The 17,387-nt window shown below is 75.7% G+C and carries 14 protein-coding genes; 4 read left to right on the top strand and 10 right to left on the bottom strand.

Going from position 1 to position 17,387, the window contains the following annotated elements; translation table 11 throughout:
* The first annotated feature begins 12 nt into the window (after positions 1 to 12).
* Genes ACIBBF_RS11635 through ACIBBF_RS11620 form a run of 4 tightly spaced genes read left to right on the top strand, consistent with a single transcriptional unit; the run spans position 13 to position 5,922 of the window.
* Positions 13 to 1,290: an NRAMP family divalent metal transporter gene (locus tag ACIBBF_RS11635; RefSeq protein ID WP_397413338.1), complete on the top strand. Its 1,278-nt coding sequence runs from the start codon at positions 13 to 15 to the stop codon at positions 1,288 to 1,290.
* Between the two features lie 35 nt (positions 1,291 to 1,325).
* A complete protein-coding gene (locus tag ACIBBF_RS11630; protein WP_397413337.1) occupies positions 1,326 to 2,108 on the top strand; it encodes a LamB/YcsF family protein in 783 nt (260 codons plus the stop codon).
* On the top strand, positions 2,108 to 4,051 hold the full coding sequence (locus ACIBBF_RS11625; protein WP_397413336.1) for a carboxyltransferase domain-containing protein: 1,944 nt from the start codon (positions 2,108 to 2,110) through the stop codon (positions 4,049 to 4,051). Before ACIBBF_RS11630 ends, ACIBBF_RS11625 begins: the two co-directional genes overlap by 1 nt.
* Entirely contained in the window at positions 4,048 to 5,922 is a 1,875-nt protein-coding gene (locus ACIBBF_RS11620) for an acetyl/propionyl/methylcrotonyl-CoA carboxylase subunit alpha (RefSeq protein ID WP_397413335.1), read from the top strand. The genes ACIBBF_RS11625 and ACIBBF_RS11620 overlap by 4 nt, the downstream gene beginning before the upstream one ends.
* A gap of 178 nt (positions 5,923 to 6,100) precedes the next feature.
* Here the strand turns inward: ACIBBF_RS11620 and ACIBBF_RS11615 are convergent, their stop codons facing one another.
* From ACIBBF_RS11615 to folE, 10 genes are all read right to left on the bottom strand, one after another.
* A complete protein-coding gene (locus tag ACIBBF_RS11615) occupies positions 6,101 to 7,876 on the bottom strand; it encodes an L-aspartate oxidase (RefSeq protein ID WP_397413334.1) in 1,776 nt (591 codons plus the stop codon).
* Positions 7,873 to 8,379, bottom strand: a complete 507-nt coding sequence (gene panD / locus ACIBBF_RS11610; RefSeq protein ID WP_397413332.1) for an aspartate 1-decarboxylase — start codon at positions 8,377 to 8,379, stop codon at positions 7,873 to 7,875. The genes ACIBBF_RS11615 and panD overlap by 4 nt, the downstream gene beginning before the upstream one ends.
* 4 nt (positions 8,380 to 8,383) lie before the next feature.
* On the bottom strand, positions 8,384 to 9,238 hold the full coding sequence (gene panC / locus ACIBBF_RS11605; RefSeq protein WP_397413484.1) for a pantoate--beta-alanine ligase: 855 nt from the start codon (positions 9,236 to 9,238) through the stop codon (positions 8,384 to 8,386).
* Positions 9,239 to 9,345: 107 nt separating this feature from the next.
* Positions 9,346 to 10,320, bottom strand: a complete 975-nt coding sequence (locus ACIBBF_RS11600; protein ID WP_397413331.1) for a Rossmann-like and DUF2520 domain-containing protein — start codon at positions 10,318 to 10,320, stop codon at positions 9,346 to 9,348.
* Between the two features lie 3 nt (positions 10,321 to 10,323).
* The gene (locus tag ACIBBF_RS11595) at positions 10,324 to 11,904 is read right to left on the bottom strand and encodes a PH domain-containing protein (RefSeq protein ID WP_397413330.1); all 1,581 of its coding nucleotides are present in this window, start codon (positions 11,902 to 11,904) and stop codon (positions 10,324 to 10,326) included.
* On the bottom strand, positions 11,901 to 12,383 hold the full coding sequence (locus ACIBBF_RS11590; protein WP_397413329.1) for a PH domain-containing protein: 483 nt from the start codon (positions 12,381 to 12,383) through the stop codon (positions 11,901 to 11,903). Before ACIBBF_RS11590 ends, ACIBBF_RS11595 begins: the two co-directional genes overlap by 4 nt.
* A 55-nt stretch (positions 12,384 to 12,438) precedes the next feature.
* Positions 12,439 to 12,924, bottom strand: coding sequence for a DUF3180 domain-containing protein (locus ACIBBF_RS11585; RefSeq protein WP_397413328.1), 486 nt, complete (start codon positions 12,922 to 12,924; stop codon positions 12,439 to 12,441).
* A gap of 1 nt (position 12,925) precedes the next feature.
* The gene (folK, locus tag ACIBBF_RS11580; protein ID WP_397413327.1) at positions 12,926 to 15,709 is read right to left on the bottom strand and encodes a 2-amino-4-hydroxy-6-hydroxymethyldihydropteridine diphosphokinase; all 2,784 of its coding nucleotides are present in this window, start codon (positions 15,707 to 15,709) and stop codon (positions 12,926 to 12,928) included.
* A complete protein-coding gene (folP, locus tag ACIBBF_RS11575; RefSeq protein ID WP_397413483.1) occupies positions 15,706 to 16,665 on the bottom strand; it encodes a dihydropteroate synthase in 960 nt (319 codons plus the stop codon). Before folP ends, folK begins: the two co-directional genes overlap by 4 nt.
* Before the next feature lie 77 nt (positions 16,666 to 16,742).
* Positions 16,743 to 17,366, bottom strand: coding sequence for a GTP cyclohydrolase I FolE (gene folE, locus ACIBBF_RS11570; protein ID WP_397413326.1), 624 nt, complete (start codon positions 17,364 to 17,366; stop codon positions 16,743 to 16,745).
* Positions 17,367 to 17,387 lie beyond the last annotated feature (21 nt).

Below are 17,387 nucleotides of genomic sequence, written 5' to 3'. Positions count from 1 at the left end.
CAGGAGGACACGATGTCCGACACGAGCCACGAGCCTGCGACGGCGCCGGCCGACACCGCACCGGGCGGCCCGCCCGGTGGCCTCAAGCGGTACGTCTCCGCACGCGGCCGCTCCCTGCTGGGTGCCCTCTTCCTCATGGCGACGTCCGCCATCGGGCCCGGCTTCATCACCCAGACCGCCACGTTCACGCAGCAGCTCGGGGCCGCCTTCGCGTTCGGCATCCTCGTCTCGATCCTCCTGGACCTCGCCGTCCAGATGAACGTGTGGCGCATGATCACGCTGACCGGCAAGCGCGCGAGCGTGCTCGCGAACGAGGCCCTCCCGGGCAGCGGTTACGTGCTCGCCGTACTCATCGTGTTCGGCGGGCTCATCTTCAACATCGGCAACACGGCCGGCGCCGGCCTGGGCCTGAACGCGCTGTTCGGCCTGGACCCCCGGCTGGGCGGCGCGATCAGCGCCGTCATCGCCGTCGCGATCTTCCTCGCCAAGCGGGCCGGGGCGGTCGTCGACCGGGTCGTCATCGTGGCCGGCCTGGTGATGATCGTGCTCACCGTGATCGTCGCCGTCCTGTCCGGCCCGCCGGTCGGCGAGGCGCTGCGGCAGACCGTGCTGCCCGACACGGTCGACTTCGCCACCATCACCACGATCGTGGGCGGCACCGTCGGCGGGTACATCACCTACGCCGGGGCGCACAAGCTGCTCGACTCGGGCACCGCCGGGCCGGAGCACGTCCGCGAGGTCAACCGGGCCGCCGTCAGCGGCATCATCGTCACCGGGATCATGCGGTACGTGCTGTTCCTGGCGGTCCTCGGCGTCGTCGCCTCCGGTGTCGTGCTGGACGTGGCCGGCAACCCGGCCGCCGACGCGTTCGGCGCCGCGGCGGGCGAGGTCGGCCTGCGCATCTTCGGCGCCGTGTTCTGGATCGCCGCGATCACGAGCGTCATCGGGTCCGCCTACACGTCGGTCTCGTTCCTGCCGGTGTTCTCGGCCCGCATCACCGGCCGCGCCGCCGACCTGTGGACGGTCGGGTTCATCCTGGTCTCGCTGGTGGTGTACCTGGTGATCGGCACGGCACCCGCGACGCTCCTCGTGTTCGTGGGCGGCGTGAACGGCCTCATCCTGCCCATCGGCCTGACCCTGTTCATGTACATCGGCTGGTTCCGCGGCTCCCTGCTGGGGGCGGCGCGATACCCGCGGTGGCTCCTGGTGGTCGGCACCCTGGCCGCCGTGGTCACCTGGTACATGGCGGTCAACGCGGTGGGCCCGATCTTCGACCTGCTGTCCGCCTGACCCCCGGGTCACCACACCGAAGGAGAAACTGCACCATGAGCGCCGTCGACCTGAACAGCGACCTCGGCGAGGGCTTCGGCCGCTGGAGCCTCGGCGACGACGAGCAGATGCTCGGCATCGTCTCCAGCGCCAACATCGCCTGCGGGTTCCACGCCGGCGACCCTGCCGCGATCCGCCGCACCGTGCGGTCCGCCGTCGAACGGGGCGTCACGATCGGCGCGCACGTCGGCTACCGGGACCTGGCCGGGTTCGGACGGCGGGAGATGCACGTGCCGGACGAGGAGCTGGAGGCCGACGTCGCCTACCAGATCGGCGCGCTCCGCGGCCTCGCCGACACCGAGGGCGGCGTGGTCACCTACGTCAAGCCGCACGGCGCGCTCTACAACACGGCGGCGGTCGACGAGCGCGTGGCGGCCGCCGTCGCCCGCGCCGTCGCCGCCGTCGACCCAGGGCTCGTGCTGCTGGGGCTGCCCGGCAGCACGGCCCTGGCCGCGGCCTCGGCGGCAGGCCTGGCGACCGCCACCGAGGCGTTCGCGGACCGCGCCTACACGCCCGAGGGGCGCCTGGTCTCGCGGCGCGAGCCGGGCGCCGTGCTGCACGACGCCGACGACGTCGCCCGCCGCATGCTCCGCCTCGTGACCGAGGGCGTGGTGACGGCGATCGACGGGTCCGACGTCGCCGTGCGCGCCGACTCCGTGTGCGTGCACGGCGACTCCCCCGGCGCCGTGGCCATGGCCCGCCGGATCCGCGAGGTCTTCGACGCCGAGGGCATCCGCCTGCGGTCGTTCGCGCCGGTGACGGGCGGCGCCGCGGCGTGATGCGGGTACTGACCGCCCGCGACGACGCTCTCCTGATCGAGCTGGACGACCTGGACCAGGCCGTCGCGCTGTACGAGTCCCTCCGGGCCGAGCCGGTGCGCGGCGTCGGCGTACCCGTACCGGGTGCGCGGACGCTGCTCGTGCCGTTCCGGCCCGCGGCGATCACCGCCCACGACCTGGCCGCCGAGCTGCGCCGCCGCCCCCTGGTGCGGCAGGCAGCCACCACCGCCCGCACGGTCGAGATCCCCGTGCGGTACGACGGCGAGGACCTCACCGAGGTGGCCGGCCTGCTGGGCTGGAGCACCGAGGCGCTGGTGCATCGGCACACGGGCGCCGCGTGGACCGTGGGCTTCGTCGGCTTCGCGCCCGGGTTCGCCTACCTCACCAGCGACGACGCCGAGCTCGTGGTACCCAGGCGCCCGACCTCCCGCGTCCGCGTGCCCGCCGGGTCGGTGGCGCTCGCCGGGCCGTACAGCGGGGTCTACCCCCGGGAGAGCCCGGGCGGCTGGCAGCTCCTGGGCCGCACCGACGCGCCGGTGTGGGACGTGACGCGGGAGCGGCCCGCCCTGATGCTGCCCGGGGACCGGGTGCGGTTCGTCGCGGTGCGGGAGCAGGTCGCGGGCGCTGCGGGCGGGGGGTCTGCGGGCGGGAGGTCTGCCGGCGGTCACGCGGATGCGCCACAGGGTCGTCCCGAGGCCGCGGAGGGTCCCGCGACGCCGGGTCGTTCCGGGGCCGCGCCGGACGGTGCCCCCGGGGCCGGCACCGGAACGGGTCCCGCAGGCGGAACGGGTCCCGCGGCCGGGACAGGCCTCGGGGGCGGGACGGGCCTCGGGGGCGGCGCCCGGCCGGGTGTCGAGGTCGTCGGGGCCGGGGTGCTGGCCCTCGTGCAGGATCTCGGGCGGCCCGGGTCCGAGGGGGCCGGGGTGTCGGCGTCGGGGGCGCTGGACCGGCCGAGCCTGCGCGCGGCCAACCGCGTGGTCGGCAACCCGCCGGACGCCGCCGTCGTCGAGTCGGTGGGCGGGCTGCGACTCCGCGCCCGGGGGGCGCAGGTGCTCGCGGTGACGGGGGCCGTCGGTGACCTCGTGGTGCGCCCCGGTCCCGGGGGAGCCGGGTCCGGCGGGGCACCCGCCGACCGGCCGGAGCGCCGGCCGCGGCCCGGGGAACCCTTCGCGCTGGACGACGGCGACGAGCTCCGGCTCGCGCCGCCGGCCCACGGGGTGCGGGCGTACGTCGCCGTGCGCGGAGGGATCGCCGTGCCGCCCGTGCTCGGCAGCCGCGCCACCGACGTGCTCGCGGGCCTGGGACCCGACCCGGTACGGCCCGGCGACGTGCTGCCCGTCGGGACGCCGCAGCGGGGACTGCCGGCGACGGCGCTACCGGCGACCGGGTCGGCGGCTGCCGGGCGGGCGGCTGCCGGGTCGGCGGCTGCCGGGTCGGCGGCTGCCGGGTCTCCGGCCACCGGCTCGGCGGCTGACGGGCGGGCGGCTGACGGGCGGGCGGCTGACGGGTCGGTGGAGCCCGGCGTGCTGCCCGCGCCCGGCGAGACGACCGTGCTGCCGATCGTGCTCGGGCCCCGGGACGACTGGTTCGACGCCGCGGCGCTCGACCGGCTGACCGGCCAGGACTGGCTGGTCACGCCCCGCTCCAACCGCGTCGGCCTGCGGCTCTCCGGGGAGCCCGTGCTCCGCTCCCCCGCCCTGGCGGGCACCGAGCTGCCGAGCGAGGGGTGCGTGACCGGCGCCATCCAGGTGCCGCCCGACGGGCTGCCCGTGCTCTTCCTCGCCGATCACCCCCTGACCGGCGGTTATCCCGTGATCGGGGCCGTCGTCAGCGACCACGTGGCACTCGCGGGGCAGCTTCCCGCCGGGGCCCGCATCCGTTTCGTCGTCCGGGCCGCCCGTCCCGCCGACACCGTCCCGAACCCCGCAGGAGGCACCCCATGATCCGCACCGTGCTCGTCGCGAACCGAGGCGAGATAGCGGTGCGCGTCGTCCGCGCGTGCGCCGACCTGGGCATCCGCTCGGTGGCCGTGTACGCCGACGGCGACGCGGACGCGCTCCACGTCCGCCTGGCCGACGAGGCCTGGGCGCTGGAGGGACGCACCGCCGCCGAGACGTACCTCTCGGTGGAGAAGCTGCTGGACGTCGCACGCCGGTCCGGGGCGGACGCCGTCCATCCCGGCTACGGCTTCCTGTCCGAGCGGGCGGCCGCCGCCCGCGCCGTCGCGGCTGCGGGGCTGGTCTGGGTGGGGCCCACGGCGGACACGATCGAGCTGCTCGGTGACAAGATCGCGGCCCGTGACCTGGCCCGGAAGGTAGGCGCCCCCCTGGTGCCCGGCTCGGACGGCCCGGTGCCCGACGCCGCCGCCGCGCTCGCCTTCGCCGAGGAGCACGGTCTGCCGCTGGCCATCAAGGCCGCGCACGGCGGGGGCGGTCGCGGCATGCGCGTGGCACGCACCCTGGAGGAGGTGCCCGAGCTGTTCGAGGCGGCGCGGCGCGAGGCGGAGGCGGCGTTCGGGCGGGGCGAGTGCTTCGTCGAACGGTTCCTGGAGCGGCCCCGGCACGTCGAGGCGCAGGTGGTGGCCGACAGCCACGGGAACGTCGTCGTGGCGGGCACGCGCGACTGCTCCCTGCAGCGCCGCAACCAGAAGCTGGTCGAGGAGGCCCCGGCTCCGTTCCTGGACGACGCGGTGCGGGCGCGTGTGCACGAGTCGGCCCGGGACCTGTGTGCCGCCGCCGGGTACCGCGGCGCCGGGACGGTGGAGTTCCTGCTCGGTGCGGACGGCACGCTGTCCTTCCTGGAGGTGAACACCCGGCTCCAGGTGGAGCACCCCGTCACGGAGGAGACCACCGGGCTGGACCTCGTGGCCGAGCAGCTCCGCGTCGCGAGCGGCCTGCCGCTGTCGGTGACACAGGACCCCGCACCGCGCGGGCACGCGATCGAGCTGCGGCTCAACGCCGAGGACCCGGCCCGCGGGTTCCTGCCCGGGCCCGGGCGGGTCGACCGGTTCGTGCCGCCCGGCGGCCCCGGGGTCCGGGTGGACGCCGGGATCGAGAGCGGCTCGGTGGTGCCCGGCGAGTTCGACTCGCTGTTCGCCAAGGTCGTCGTGTGGGGTCCCACGCGGGAGGTGGCGCTCGCACGGGCACGGCGGGCCGCGGCCGAGACCGTGGTGGAGGGCGTGCCGACGGTGCTGCCGTTCCACCGCGCCGTGCTGGCCGACCCGGCGTTCACGGGGGCTCCCCGCGGGGGCGCGGACGAGCAGCCCGGGTTCGCCGTCCACACCCAGTGGATCGAGACGGAGATGCTCGCCTCCGTCGACCCGCAGTCGCTCGCCGCACCCGTGGCCGAGCCCGGGGTCGTCGAGACCTGGATCGAGATCGACGGACGACGGCGCCGGGTGCGGACACCGGTCGGGTTCGGGTTCGGGTTCGGCGTCGGCGCGCCGGGGGGCGCGGGCGTTCCGGGCGGTGGTGCCGTACCGGGCAGCGGCGGTGGTGCCGTGCCGGGCGGCGGGCCGGGCGGCGGCGGTGCCGTACCGTCCGGCGGGACACCGGCGGCGGGCGGAGCGGCGTCGTCCCCGGGTTCCGCGGCGGACGACGGGCGCGTCCCGCTGCTCGCGGCCATGCCGGGCACCCTGGTCCGCTGGCTCGTGGACGACGGCGCAGCCGTGGCCGACGGTCAGCCGGTCGCCGTCGTCGAGGCGATGAAGATGGAGTCGCAGCTCGTCGCGGAGTCGGCGGGTGTGCTGGAACACGTCGCGGCGGAGGGCGCGCAGATCGCGGCGGGCGACGTGCTAGGCCGTCTCACGCCCTAGGGGGTGTTCTACCCAGTCATTGCGCCCAGAACCCACCCCGGATCCGGGCGCAATGACTGGGTAGAAGCGCACTTCGCGTGGGCGACGGCGCACGGCACCCGCCGTCGGGCCGCCGGGACGCCGTCAGGACGCCGTCAGGACGCCGCCGGGACGTCGCCGGGACGCCGTCAAACCGCCGTCAAACCGTCGTCAGGACGCCCTCGTCGTCGAGCCAGATCCGGACGCGGCGGCGCCAGGCGTCGTCGGGGCGGGGGAAGTCGGTGCGGTAGTGGCCACCGCGGGTCTCCTCGCGCACCCAGGCGGCGCGGGTCAGCGCGCGGGCGACCATGTGCACGTTGGTGGTCTCCCACTCGGCGGCCTGCGGCTCCGCGACGACCTCGGCCGCCAGGTGCGCGTCGGCGCGCACCGCGTTCAGCCGTTCGTCCGCCTCGGCCAGCGACCGCGCCGAGCGGATCACGCCCGCCCCGCCCGAGGTCACCGTCTGGATCCGGGAGCGGGCGGCCGCGGCGACGAGCGCGGACCCGCCCGGACGTGCGACCGGCTCCCCCTGCTCCAGCTCGCCCGCGTCGAACCGCGCCGCCACGTCCCGGGCCGCCCGGGAGGCGAACACGATGCCCTCCAGCAGCGAGTTGGACGCGAGCCGGTTGGCGCCGTGCACACCCGTGCACGCGACCTCGCCGACGGCGTAGAGCCCGTCCACCGACGACCGTCCGTCCAGGTCGGTCACCACGCCGCCCGAGTGGTAGTGCTGGGCGGGCGCCACGGGAACCGGCTCCTCGGACCAGTCGATGCCGGCCTCCAGGAGCCGCGCGTTGATGGTCGGGAACCGCGTGCGCAGGAACTCGCGGCCCAGGTGCCGGGTGTCGAGCAGCACGTTGTCGGCCCCGGTGGCCGCCATCTGCCGCACGATCGCGTGCGCGACGACGTCCCGCGGCGCCAGCTCGGCCATCTCGTGCACGCCGGGCATGAAGCGGTGGCCGTTCACGTCGAGCAGCAGCGCGCCCTCGCCTCGCACGGCCTCCGAGATGAGCGGGAGCTGGCCCTTGGCACCCGAGCCGAGCCACAGGACGGTCGGGTGGAACTGCACGAACTCCAGGTCGCCCAGCACGGCACCGGCCCGCAGGGCCGCGGCGATACCGTCGCCCGTGGCCCCCGCGGGGTTGGTCGAGGACCGGAACACCTGCCCGATCCCCCCGGTCGCGAGGATCACCACGGGCGCGAGGACCGCGCCGACGCCGTCGCGCGACCCGGTGCCGCGCACGTGCAGCGTCACCCCGCAGACCCGTCGCCCGTCACCCGCACCGCGTCCGGCCACCGCGAGACCGCCGTCCGCGGAGCCGGGGCCGCCCGCGGCGCCAGGACTGCCCGCGCCGCCGACGGCGGAACCGCCGGGCGCCGTCGTCAGCACGTCCAGCACGAGCGCGTTCTCCACGACCTCGATCCCGGGGTCGTGCCGCACGGCCTCGATCTGCGCCACCAGCGCCCGGGAGATCTCCGCGCCCGTGGCGTCCCCGCCCGCGTGCGCGATCCGGTCGGCGTGGTGGCCGCCCTCCCGGGTGAGCGCGATGTCGCCGTCGGCGGCCTTGTCGAAGACGGTGCCGCGGGCCACGAGCTCACGGACGCGCTCCGGGCCCTCGGTGACCAGCACCTGCACGGCCGCCGGGTCGGAGAGGCCGCCGCCCGCGGCGAGCGTGTCCGCGAGGTGCGCCGCGGGCGAGTCGGACGGGTCGAGCGCCGCGGCGATGCCGCCCTGCGCCCACACGGTCGACCCGGACGACAGCCGCCCCTTGGTGACGAGCAGCACCCGCGGCACGCGCGTGCGCAGCTCCAGCGCCGCCGTGAGGCCCGCGATCCCGGAGCCGACCACGACGGCGTCGGCCTGCGCGGTCCAGCCGGGTGCCGGGGCGGCGAGGGAGCGGGCGAGACGTGGTCCGGGTCCGGGGGTGGCGCTCACGCCCGGCCCGACGCCGTCCGCACGAGCCCGGCCTGCTGGAACGGCTCGATGGCGAGCCCGCTCTCCTCGAGGCCGTACCCGTCCGGGACGTGCCCGGGCTCGTCGTTGATCTCGACGATGCGGTTCGCCTCGTCCACGAACACGACGTGCGGCAGGAAGGTCCGCGCGTCGTGGTCCGACAGCATGCCGTAGGCGATGAGGATGACGACGTCGCCCGGGCTGACCAGGTGCGCGGCGGCGCCGTTGATGCAGATCTGGCCGGAGCCGGGCTCGCCGGGGATCACGTAGGTGGTCAGGCGGGCACCGTTGGTCACGTCCACGACGTCGACCTGCTGGCCGGGGACCAGGTCCGCGGCGTCGAGCAGGTCGGCGTCCACCGTGATGGAGCCGACGTAGTGCAGGTCCGCCTGCGTCACCGTGGCGCGGTGGATCTTCGCGATCATCATGGGCCGCTGCAGCGATGCGGGGCGGCCGACGGGCGGGCGGTGCGGGGTGGTGCTCATGACGTTACCTCTGGACCTCGGGCGAGACCTCGACGGCCTGGTTGTCGATCAGGCGGGTCGTCCCCACCCGTGCGGCCACGAGCAGCAGCGCGCGGCCGGAGAAGTCGTCGGGAACCGCATCAGCGGTCTCCGGATCGACGAGCGCCAGGTAGTCGACCACGACGCCGTCGGCCCCGTCCAGCACTTCGCGCGCGTCGTTGATCACACCCGCCGCGCCGCGGCCGGCTGCCGCCGCGCCGGCGCGCAGCGCGCGCGACAGCGCCAGGGCGCGTTCCCGCTCGTCGGCGGACAGGTACGCGTTGCGCGACGACCGGGCCAGGCCGTCCGGCTCCCGCACCGTCGGCACGCCCACCACGTCGACCGGGACCTCCAGGTCACGCACCATGCGGCGCACGGCCAGGAGCTGCTGGGCGTCCTTCTCGCCGAACAGCGCGACGTCGGGCCGCACCAGGTGCATCAGCTTGAGCACCACGGTGAGCACGCCGTCGAGGTGCCCAGGACGGGACGCGCCCTCCAGCACCTCGCCGATCCGGCCGGCGGACACGCGCACCACCGGGTCGCCGTCGGGGTAGACGACGTCGGGCGTGGGGGCGAAGACGACGTCGGCGCCGACCCCCGCGAGCTTGGCGACGTCGCCGTCCAGGTCGCGCGGGTAGGTGTCGAGGTCCTCCCCCGCGCCGAACTGGAGCGGGTTCACGAAGATGGTCACGACGACCTGGCCGTTCGGCCCGGCCTCGGCACGCGCCCGGCGCACGAGCTCCAGGTGGCCGTCGTGCAGCGCGCCCATGGTCATGACGACGGCGCGGCGCCCCGGGCCGTCGTCGGCCGCGTCCAGGGGTCCCGCCAGGGCCCAGCGCATCTGCGCGTCCCGCAGCTCGGGGCGGGTGCGGACGACCAGCGGCGCGCGCTGCCCGGGCTGTGCGGCGGAGGGGTCCTGGGCGAACGGGGTCTCGGCGGGCGTGGTGGTCACGGGGTCTTCCTTCCTGCGCGCGACGAACCGGTCGCGTTGTCCAGGGCGTCCAGGAGCGCCTGGGCCGCGGCGTCGTCGATGCGGTGGCTCGCCAGCGCACGGCGCGTGGCCCCGCGGGCGAGCTCGGTGTAGCTGTCGGGCACGTCCGTGGCGCCGCTGGCGGCGGCCAGCGCGCTGAGGTCGGTCAGGTGGCGGCGCACGGTTCCGACGTCGCCGCGCGAGACCGGTCCGGTGAGCGCGGAGATCGCCCCGGGCCCGACGCCGTCGCGCACGTCCGCCGACCGGGTCGCCGACTCCAGGGCCGCCGAGAGCAGCGGGGCCAGGACCCGGCCGGGCGCGGCGATGCCGGCGGCCTCCAGCGCCTGCGCGGCCTGCGCCACGAGCACCACGAGGTGGTTCGCCCCGTGGGCGAGGGCCGCGTGGTAGAGCCCCCGGGCCTCCTCGTCGACGATCACCGGCTCACCGCCGATCTCGACCACCAGCGCCTGCCCGATCGGCAGCACGGGCGCCGGCCCGGTCACCGCGAACGTGCAGCCCTCCAGGCGCGCCAGGTCCAGGGAGGTACCGGAGAACGTCATCGCCGGGTGGATCGCGAGCGGGATCGCGCCGCCCAGCCGGGCGGGTTCCAGCACGGCCGTCCCGAAGCGGCCCGACGTGTGGATCGCGAGCTGCCCCGGCTGCCAGGCGCCGGTGTCGGCGAGGCCGGAGACCAGGGGGGCCAGGGCGTCGTCGGGCACGGCCAGGAGCACGAGCTCCGCGCGCTCGACGACGTCGGGCACCTCGAGGTTGGGGACGCCGGGCAGCAGCGTCTCGATACGTTCCCGCGAGTCCTCGGAGATGCCGCTCGCACCGACGACGGCATGCCCCGCCGCGCGCAGGGCGTTGCCCAGCACCGCGCCCACGCGTCCCGCACCGACCACTCCGACACCCAGCCGGCCGGGCCTGCGGCCTGCCTCGTCGGGCTCAGTCACCGGTCACTCTCCCTGTCGTTCCATCCAGCGTTCGGGGCCCGCCGCCGCGCGGGCGGTGCGGGCGCGGCGCGCCTGCTCGGCCATGAGCCGGGCGGCGTCGGCGGCGTCGAGATGCGACGCCTCGGGGTGCACCGGTCCCTCGGTCGAGTGCACCTGGAACGACGCGACGCCCAGCCGGCGCTGCCACGGGCCCTGGCTGAGGCCCAGCGACTGCGTCCGCTCGTGCGGCACCACGTCCAGGATCTTGACCATCCGGCCCCGGCGCAGCAGCAGCGCGCGGCCGGTGACGGTGAACCCGTTGCGACGCCATGCCACCGGATCCAGTATGCGCGTCCGCCGAGGCGCCGTGACGTACGCGCTGGGCGTCCGGGAGTCGCCGTCGAGGCCGGCGTCGAGGACCCGGCGCGGCTCGTCCACGCCCAGGTCGGGCAGGACGAGGGACAGCACGGTCAGCGCCTCGTCCCGCGTGCCGACCGGCAGGAGCACGCTGTTCTTGTCCTCGCTGTCGCCGCCGTACCCGGCGACGTTCACCTGGACACGCCACCAGTCGCGCCCGCGCCACAGCACGCTCTGCACCAGGCGGACCGCCTGCACGCGGCCCGGTGGGATGGTCTGGGAGCGCGTCTCCAGCATCCCGTGCCGCAGGCGGACGCCGTCGGGCGAGATGGCCACCCGGAAGTCGAACTCCCCCGTGACACGTCCGAACAGGTAGCCGCCGGCGCCGAGCACGGCGGGCAGCGAGGCCGAGATGACGGCGAACTCGCCGGTGGCGATCATGACCACCAGGACACCCAGGCCCCAGACGAGCAGCGTGATCATCGCGCCGGAGCGCACCACCGATGCGATCAGCCGCCCGACCGGCACGGTGAGGACGGGCACCTGGGGCGCTTCGAGCGTCACGGGCGCGCCGGGCGCCGCGGCGGGGCCGGGCTCCAGGGCGGGGTGCGTCCCGTCCGGTCGCGGCGCGGCCGGCAGGACGGCGTCCTGCGGCGCGGCGGTTCCGTCCGGCGCCGGGGCCGGGACCGCCCCGCCGGCCCTGGCCACCTTGAGACCCGCCGCACGCGCGAGCAGCTCGGCACGCAGCTCGTCGGCGTCCGAACCCTTGAGGAAGCCGATGGCGACACCCGAGTCGGTGCCGCCGGCGGTCTCCAGCGTGAGCTCGCACAGCCCGAAGAAGCGCGCCACCAGCGGCTGCCGGATGTCCACCGACTGCAGCCGGTCGAGGCGCGCGTGCCGCTGCTGGCGGAACAGGATGCCGCGGCGCAGGTGCACCGTCTCCTCGCCGATCGCGAACGACGTCATGCGCCACGCCAGCACCGAGTAGCCCCAGCCCACGAGCGCGACGGCGGCGAGCGCGGCGAGCAGCGTCCACCAGTACTCGCCGGACAGCAGGGCGATGAGCCCGCCGCGCGGGCCGCCCTCCAGGCTCTGCTGGCCCAGGATGACGATGGCGGCGCCGACCACGGCCCAGCCCCGCACGAGCGGCGTCACCGGGTGGACGCGCCGCCAGTGCAGCTCGTCGGCCTCGGGCTCGACGGGCTCCGGACCGGCCGGTCCCGGCTGCGCGGGCTCGGGGGTGCTCACAGGCCCGCCAGACGTGCCTCACCACGGGACGCCAGGCGGTCGCGCAGACGCGCCGCCTCGTCCGGGGGCAGGCCGGGGATCTGGGCGTCCGTGCCCACGGACGCCGTGTGGAGCTGCACCTTCGCGAGGCCCAGCCGGCGGTCCAGGGGCCCGGCCTCGACGTCCACGTACTGCATGCGGCCGTAGGGCACCACCACCAGCGACCGGAACATGACCCCCTTGCGGATCAGCAGGTCGTCGTCGCGCTCGGCGTAGCCGATCGCCCGCACCTGGCGCGGGATCAGCAGGACCGACCACAGGAGGAGGGCGGCCGGGATGCCGCCGAGGAACCAGAACCAGGGGCTGACGGTCAGGGACAGCACGACACCCACGACGGCCGGGATGCCGAGCCAGAAGGCGGCCGGTACCAGCATGGCCGTCACGAGGCGCGGGGACACGCGGTTCCAGGTCACGTCGTGCGGTTCGAAGGGGCTGGTCATGAAGCCATTGTTCCGCAGTGCGCAAGTGCGGGCGGCACGTACCCGCCGACCGGCCTCAGGCCGGTGCCGGGGACTCGCCCTCGTCCGAGCTCGCGCGGTCCTTGTCCGACGGCGGCAGCTCGCAGAACTTCTCCACGACCAGGCCGACGACGGCGAGCGCCACCGAGCACAGCACCGCGACACCCGCCGCCACCGCACGGTCGCGTCGCGGCTCGATCGCGAGGTCGCCGAGCACCAGGAGCACCTGGGCCAGGTACCACCCGCCCAGCAGCGCACCGGTCAGCGCGGCGGCCTTGGCCAGGACGAGCGTCCGGGCGGCGCGGATCCCGTCGAGGGTCGGCCGCTTGCCCTTCTGGTAGGCCCGCACGCCCCAGCCCGCCCAGAAGATCGCGCCGGCGAGCGCGAGGATCGCGACGTCGACCAGCCACGGCACGACCGGCAGGTACACGCCGCGCCCCTCCAGGGAGCGCAGCACGAGCCAGCCGACGACCGCCACGGCCACGAGAACCGCGACCAGGGAACCGATCGGCGTTCTGCGCATGTCAGGCGTCGCGCCCCCGCTCGTCCCGGACCGGCGCCCACGAGGGCACGGAGTCGATCGGACCGTCCACCGGTGCCGAACGCTGCTCGCCCACGAAACCCGGCACGCGGATCACCGTGTGGTCGCTGTCGTAGGCGGCAGGGTGACCGTTCGAGTGGCCGTTCGACGCGTGCCCCTCCTGGCCGGTGCCCGACACCCCGTTCGGCGGCGTCCCGACGGGGGCGAACACCGGGGCAGCCGGCTCCTGCGGGGCGGCGCCGCCCGTCGGGGGGAACACGCTCCCCGACTGGCGCGACGGGTTGACCGGGGCGAACACCGGCTTGGCGGGCGCGGCCGGCTGGGGCAACGGCTCGTGCTCCGGGGGTTCGTGGGCGGTGTCCCGCACCGCGCGGGGCGCGATGGGCGACGGAGCCGGCACGAGTGCTTCCTCGGGCGGCGGGACGGCGGAACCCGGCATCCCGTTCTGTGCCGCACCACGCGGAGCGGCAGGTGCCGCCTGCTGCGGCGGGATCGGTACGGAGCCGCCCGGTCCCGGCGTCGGGCCGCTCGGGTAGGCCTGCGGGTGCCCACCGCCGCCCGGGACCTCCACCACGGGACCGCCCGGCGAGACCTGCGGGCGGCCGCTCGGCGGGAGCGACGGCGGCAGGGCCGGGGGCATCTCGGCGGCAGGTGCGTCCTGACCCGGCTGGGCACCGTCGTCAGGAGTGCCCGCGGCACCACCGGCCTGCTCGGGAGCCGCGTCGGTCAGCCAGTCCAGCGCGAGCCAGCGGATGCCGGTGCGGTCCGGCGCCGTCGCCGCGAGCTGGGCCACCGGGCCACCGCCCAGGCCGGGCAGGACGGCGTCCGGCGCGATCTGCGACCACGGCTCCAGGACGAACGCGCGCTCGTGGGCGCGGGGGTGCGGCACCTCGATGTCGTCGGCCGAGTCGGTCAGGGTGCCGTAGGTGATCAGGTCGACGTCGAGCGTGCGCGCGCCCCAGCGCTCGTCGCGGGTGCGGCCGTGCAGGTTCTCGATCTCCAGGCACGCGTGCAGCAGCGCGCGGGCCGGGAGCGTGGTGCGGGCCAGCAGCACCGCGTTGAGGTAGTCGGGCTGGTCCTCGGGACCGCCGACGGCGGCCGTGCGGGCCAGCGGCGACACGTCCGTGATCTGCAGGCCCGGCATGCGGTCCAGCTCCGCGACCGCCGACCGCATGGTCGCCTGCGGGTCGCCCAGGTTGGCCCCGATGGCGATGACGACGTCCACGTACCCGGCCGGCACCTCGTCGAACCGGTCGCGCGGCTCGTTCTGGTACTCCTCGGCCTGGTACTGCTCCGCCCGGTACTCCCCGGAGGAGTACTGCTGCTCCTGCCCGTACGGCTGCTCCGGCTGCCCGACGGCGGCGTCCGGCACGGCCCCCGCCACCCGGGTCCGCTCCATGTCGGCCTGGTCGTACTGCTGGTCGAAGAGCTGGTCGTAGTGGTTCTGCTGCGGGTCGGGCTGCTGCTGCGGCGGCTCGTAGCCCGCCTGCTCGAACGGCTGGGGCTGCTGGTCGAAGGGCTGGCCCTGCTGGTCGAAGGGCTGGGGCTGCTGGTCGAAGGGCTGGCCCTGCTGGTCGAAGGGCTGGGGCTGCTGGTCGAACGGCTGGCCCTGCTGGTCGAAGGACTGGCTCTGCTGGTCGAAGGGCTGCGCCTGGTCGAACTGCTGGGCCGGCTCGAACTGCTGGGCCGGCTGGTCGAACGGTTCGAACGGCTGGGTCGGCTGCACCGGCTGCTCGCGCTGCGCGTCCGGCTGGGCGAACTGGTCGTACGGCGGCTGCTCGAACCCGCCAGGCCGGTCCTGACCCTGGCGTCGCTCGAGGCTCGGCCGCTGCTCCAGCCCCTGCCGCTGGTCCAGGTCCTGGAGCGGCTCGTACTGCTGGACCGGCTCGAACACGGACTCGGACCGGAGCTGCTCCTCCGGCTGGAACACGGGCTCCTTGGCGGGCTGCTCGGACGGCGCGGGCTCGGCCTGCAGGTCCCATCCGGCGGGGATCACCTGGAGCGGCTCAGGCGCGATGAGCTCGGGCACGGGCAACGGCTCCGGCACCTCCGCGTGCTGCGTGGGCGCCAGTGCGGCGGCCGGGACGCGCTCCACCAGGGGCTCCGCCTCGAACGCCTCGGCCCGATGCGCCGGCTCGGTGGGCTCGGGAAGGTACGACTCGGTCCGCGCCGGCTCCTGCGGGAGCGGCTCCGGCTCCTCGGCCGCCTGACCCAGGGGCTCGAAGTCCTGCGGCTCGGGATCGGCCGCGTACGGCTCGTAGGCCGTCGGCTCGGCGGCCGGCTCCGGCTGGAAGTCCTGCACGCCCGCCACGGGCTCCACCGCGCCCGCCGTCGCGGGAGCGGCGACCACGGGCCGCACCTGCGCGCGGTCCCGGCGGATGGCCACCTCGACGTCGGCGAACGGCACCGGGATCGGCGCGTGCGGCTTGTGCACGCACACGTCCACCGCCTCGACCTGCGGGCGGGTCAGCACCGCGGCGGCGATGCGCTCGGCGACCGTCTCGACGAGGTCGGCGGGCTCTCCGGTCAGGATGTCGTGGACGTCACGCGCCACGTCGGCATAGCTCACCGTCCGTGCGAGGTCGTCACCGGCCGCGGCCTGGCGGGTGTCCAGGTACAGCACGACGTCAGCCCGGAACTCCTGGCCGGTCTGGCGCTCCGACGGCAGCACACCGTGGTAGCCCCGCGCGCTCACGCCGGTCAGCCGGACCTGGTCCAGCGACCGGCCGTCCGGGCCTGTGACGCCCGTTCCGAACGCTGTGGTCACCGTGGTCCCCCTCCATCGTCATTGCGTGCACCGGAATCCTGCCAGGTCGGCATGTCCTGTTCCCCGGCCGTCCACGATTCTGTGGTCAAGGCCACGGTGGAAGTCAATGCCTCCGGTGCCGATCGGGGAGAAGTACCCGGTGACCCTACCCGGGGCTCCTGCCCCGCGGCGGTCCACGCGGCGGCGACCCGGACGGCGTCGGCGCTCGCCCGGACGGAGTGCACGCGCACGCACCAGGCGCCCGCCGCGGCCGACAGCGCCGAGATCGCGGCGGTCGCGTCGTCCCGGGCGCGCGGCGGGGCGGGGTGCCCCGCGGAGTCCGCCAGCAGGTGGCCCAGGAACCTCTTGCGGGACGCGCCCACGAGCACCGGCCGGCCGAGCTCGTGCAGCGCGTCGAGATGGGCCAGGAGGGGCCAGTTCAGCGCCCCGGCCTTGGCGAAGCCGAGACCCGGGTCCAGGATCACCTGCTCGGGGTGCACCCCGTCGTCGTGCAGCGCGGCCAGCCGGGCCGCGAGCTCGTCCCGGACGTCCGCCACCACGTCGTCGTACTCCTGGTGGTCGTCCATGACGTCCGCGTGCCCACGCCAGTGCATCGCCACGTACGCCGCGCCGGTCTCGGCGACCGCCCGGCCCATCGCGGGGTCCGCGAGGCCGCCCGAGACGTCGTTCACGATGCGCGCGCCCGCGGCCACGGCCCGCTCGGCCACGGCCGCACGCGTGGTGTCCACGCTGACGATCGCGCCCTGCGCCGCGAGCCGCTCGATCACCGGCAGCACCCGGGCCAGCTCCTGGTCCTGCGGGACGCGCGCGGAGCCCGGGCGCGTGGACTCCCCGCCCACGTCCAGCACGTCCGCACCCTCGCCGAGCAGCTCCAGCCCGTGCGCGACGGCGGCCGACGGCTCGAACCACTCCCCGCCGTCCGAGAACGAGTCGGGGGTCACGTTGACCACGCCCATCACGAGCGTGCGCCCCACCCCGGACAGCTCCGGCAGGCCGAGCACCCGGGCCCGATGGCCGGCGGTGGGGGGCACCGTCACTTCCCCGCGATGAGGCTCATCGCCTCGGCGCGGGTGGCGGCGTCACGCATGACGCCGCGCACCGCGGACGTGATGGTCCGCGAGCCGGGCTTGCGCACGCCCCGCATGGACATGCACAGGTGCTCGCACTCGACCACGACGAGCACGCCGCGCGGTTCGAGGATCTCCACGAGGGAGTCCGCGATCTGGGTGGTCATGCGCTCCTGCACCTGCGGGCGGCGCGCGTAGACCTCGACGAGCCGGGCCAGCTTGCTCAGGCCCGTGATGCGCCCGTCGACGTTGGGGATGTAGCCGACGTGCGCGACGCCGTGGAACGGCACCAGGTGGTGCTCGCAGGTGGAGTACACCTCGATGTTCTTCACCAGCACCATCTCCTCGTGCCCGAGGTCGAAGGTGGTGGTCAGCACGTCGCCGGCCTCCTGGCGCAGGCCGGCGAAGATCTCCTGGTACGCCCGGGCCACGCGGGCCGGCGTCTCGCGCAGGCCCTCGCGGTCCGGGTCCTCGCCGACCGCGAGGAGGAACTCCCGCACGGCCGCCTCGGCCCGTGCGGCGTCGTACGGCGGGATGTCCGCCGGACGCCGCACGGGCGCCGTCACGGGGGTGACTGACCTGTCGGTCATGGTGCTGCTCCGGTCGTCGTT

Origin of the sequence: Promicromonospora sp. NPDC050880, from assembly GCF_044456525.1 — a bacterium.
In the GTDB taxonomy this organism is placed as follows: domain Bacteria; phylum Actinomycetota; class Actinomycetes; order Actinomycetales; family Cellulomonadaceae; genus Promicromonospora.
The sequence above is the reverse complement of the archived record's forward strand: the minus strand, read 5'-3'. Positions and strand labels throughout refer to the sequence as shown.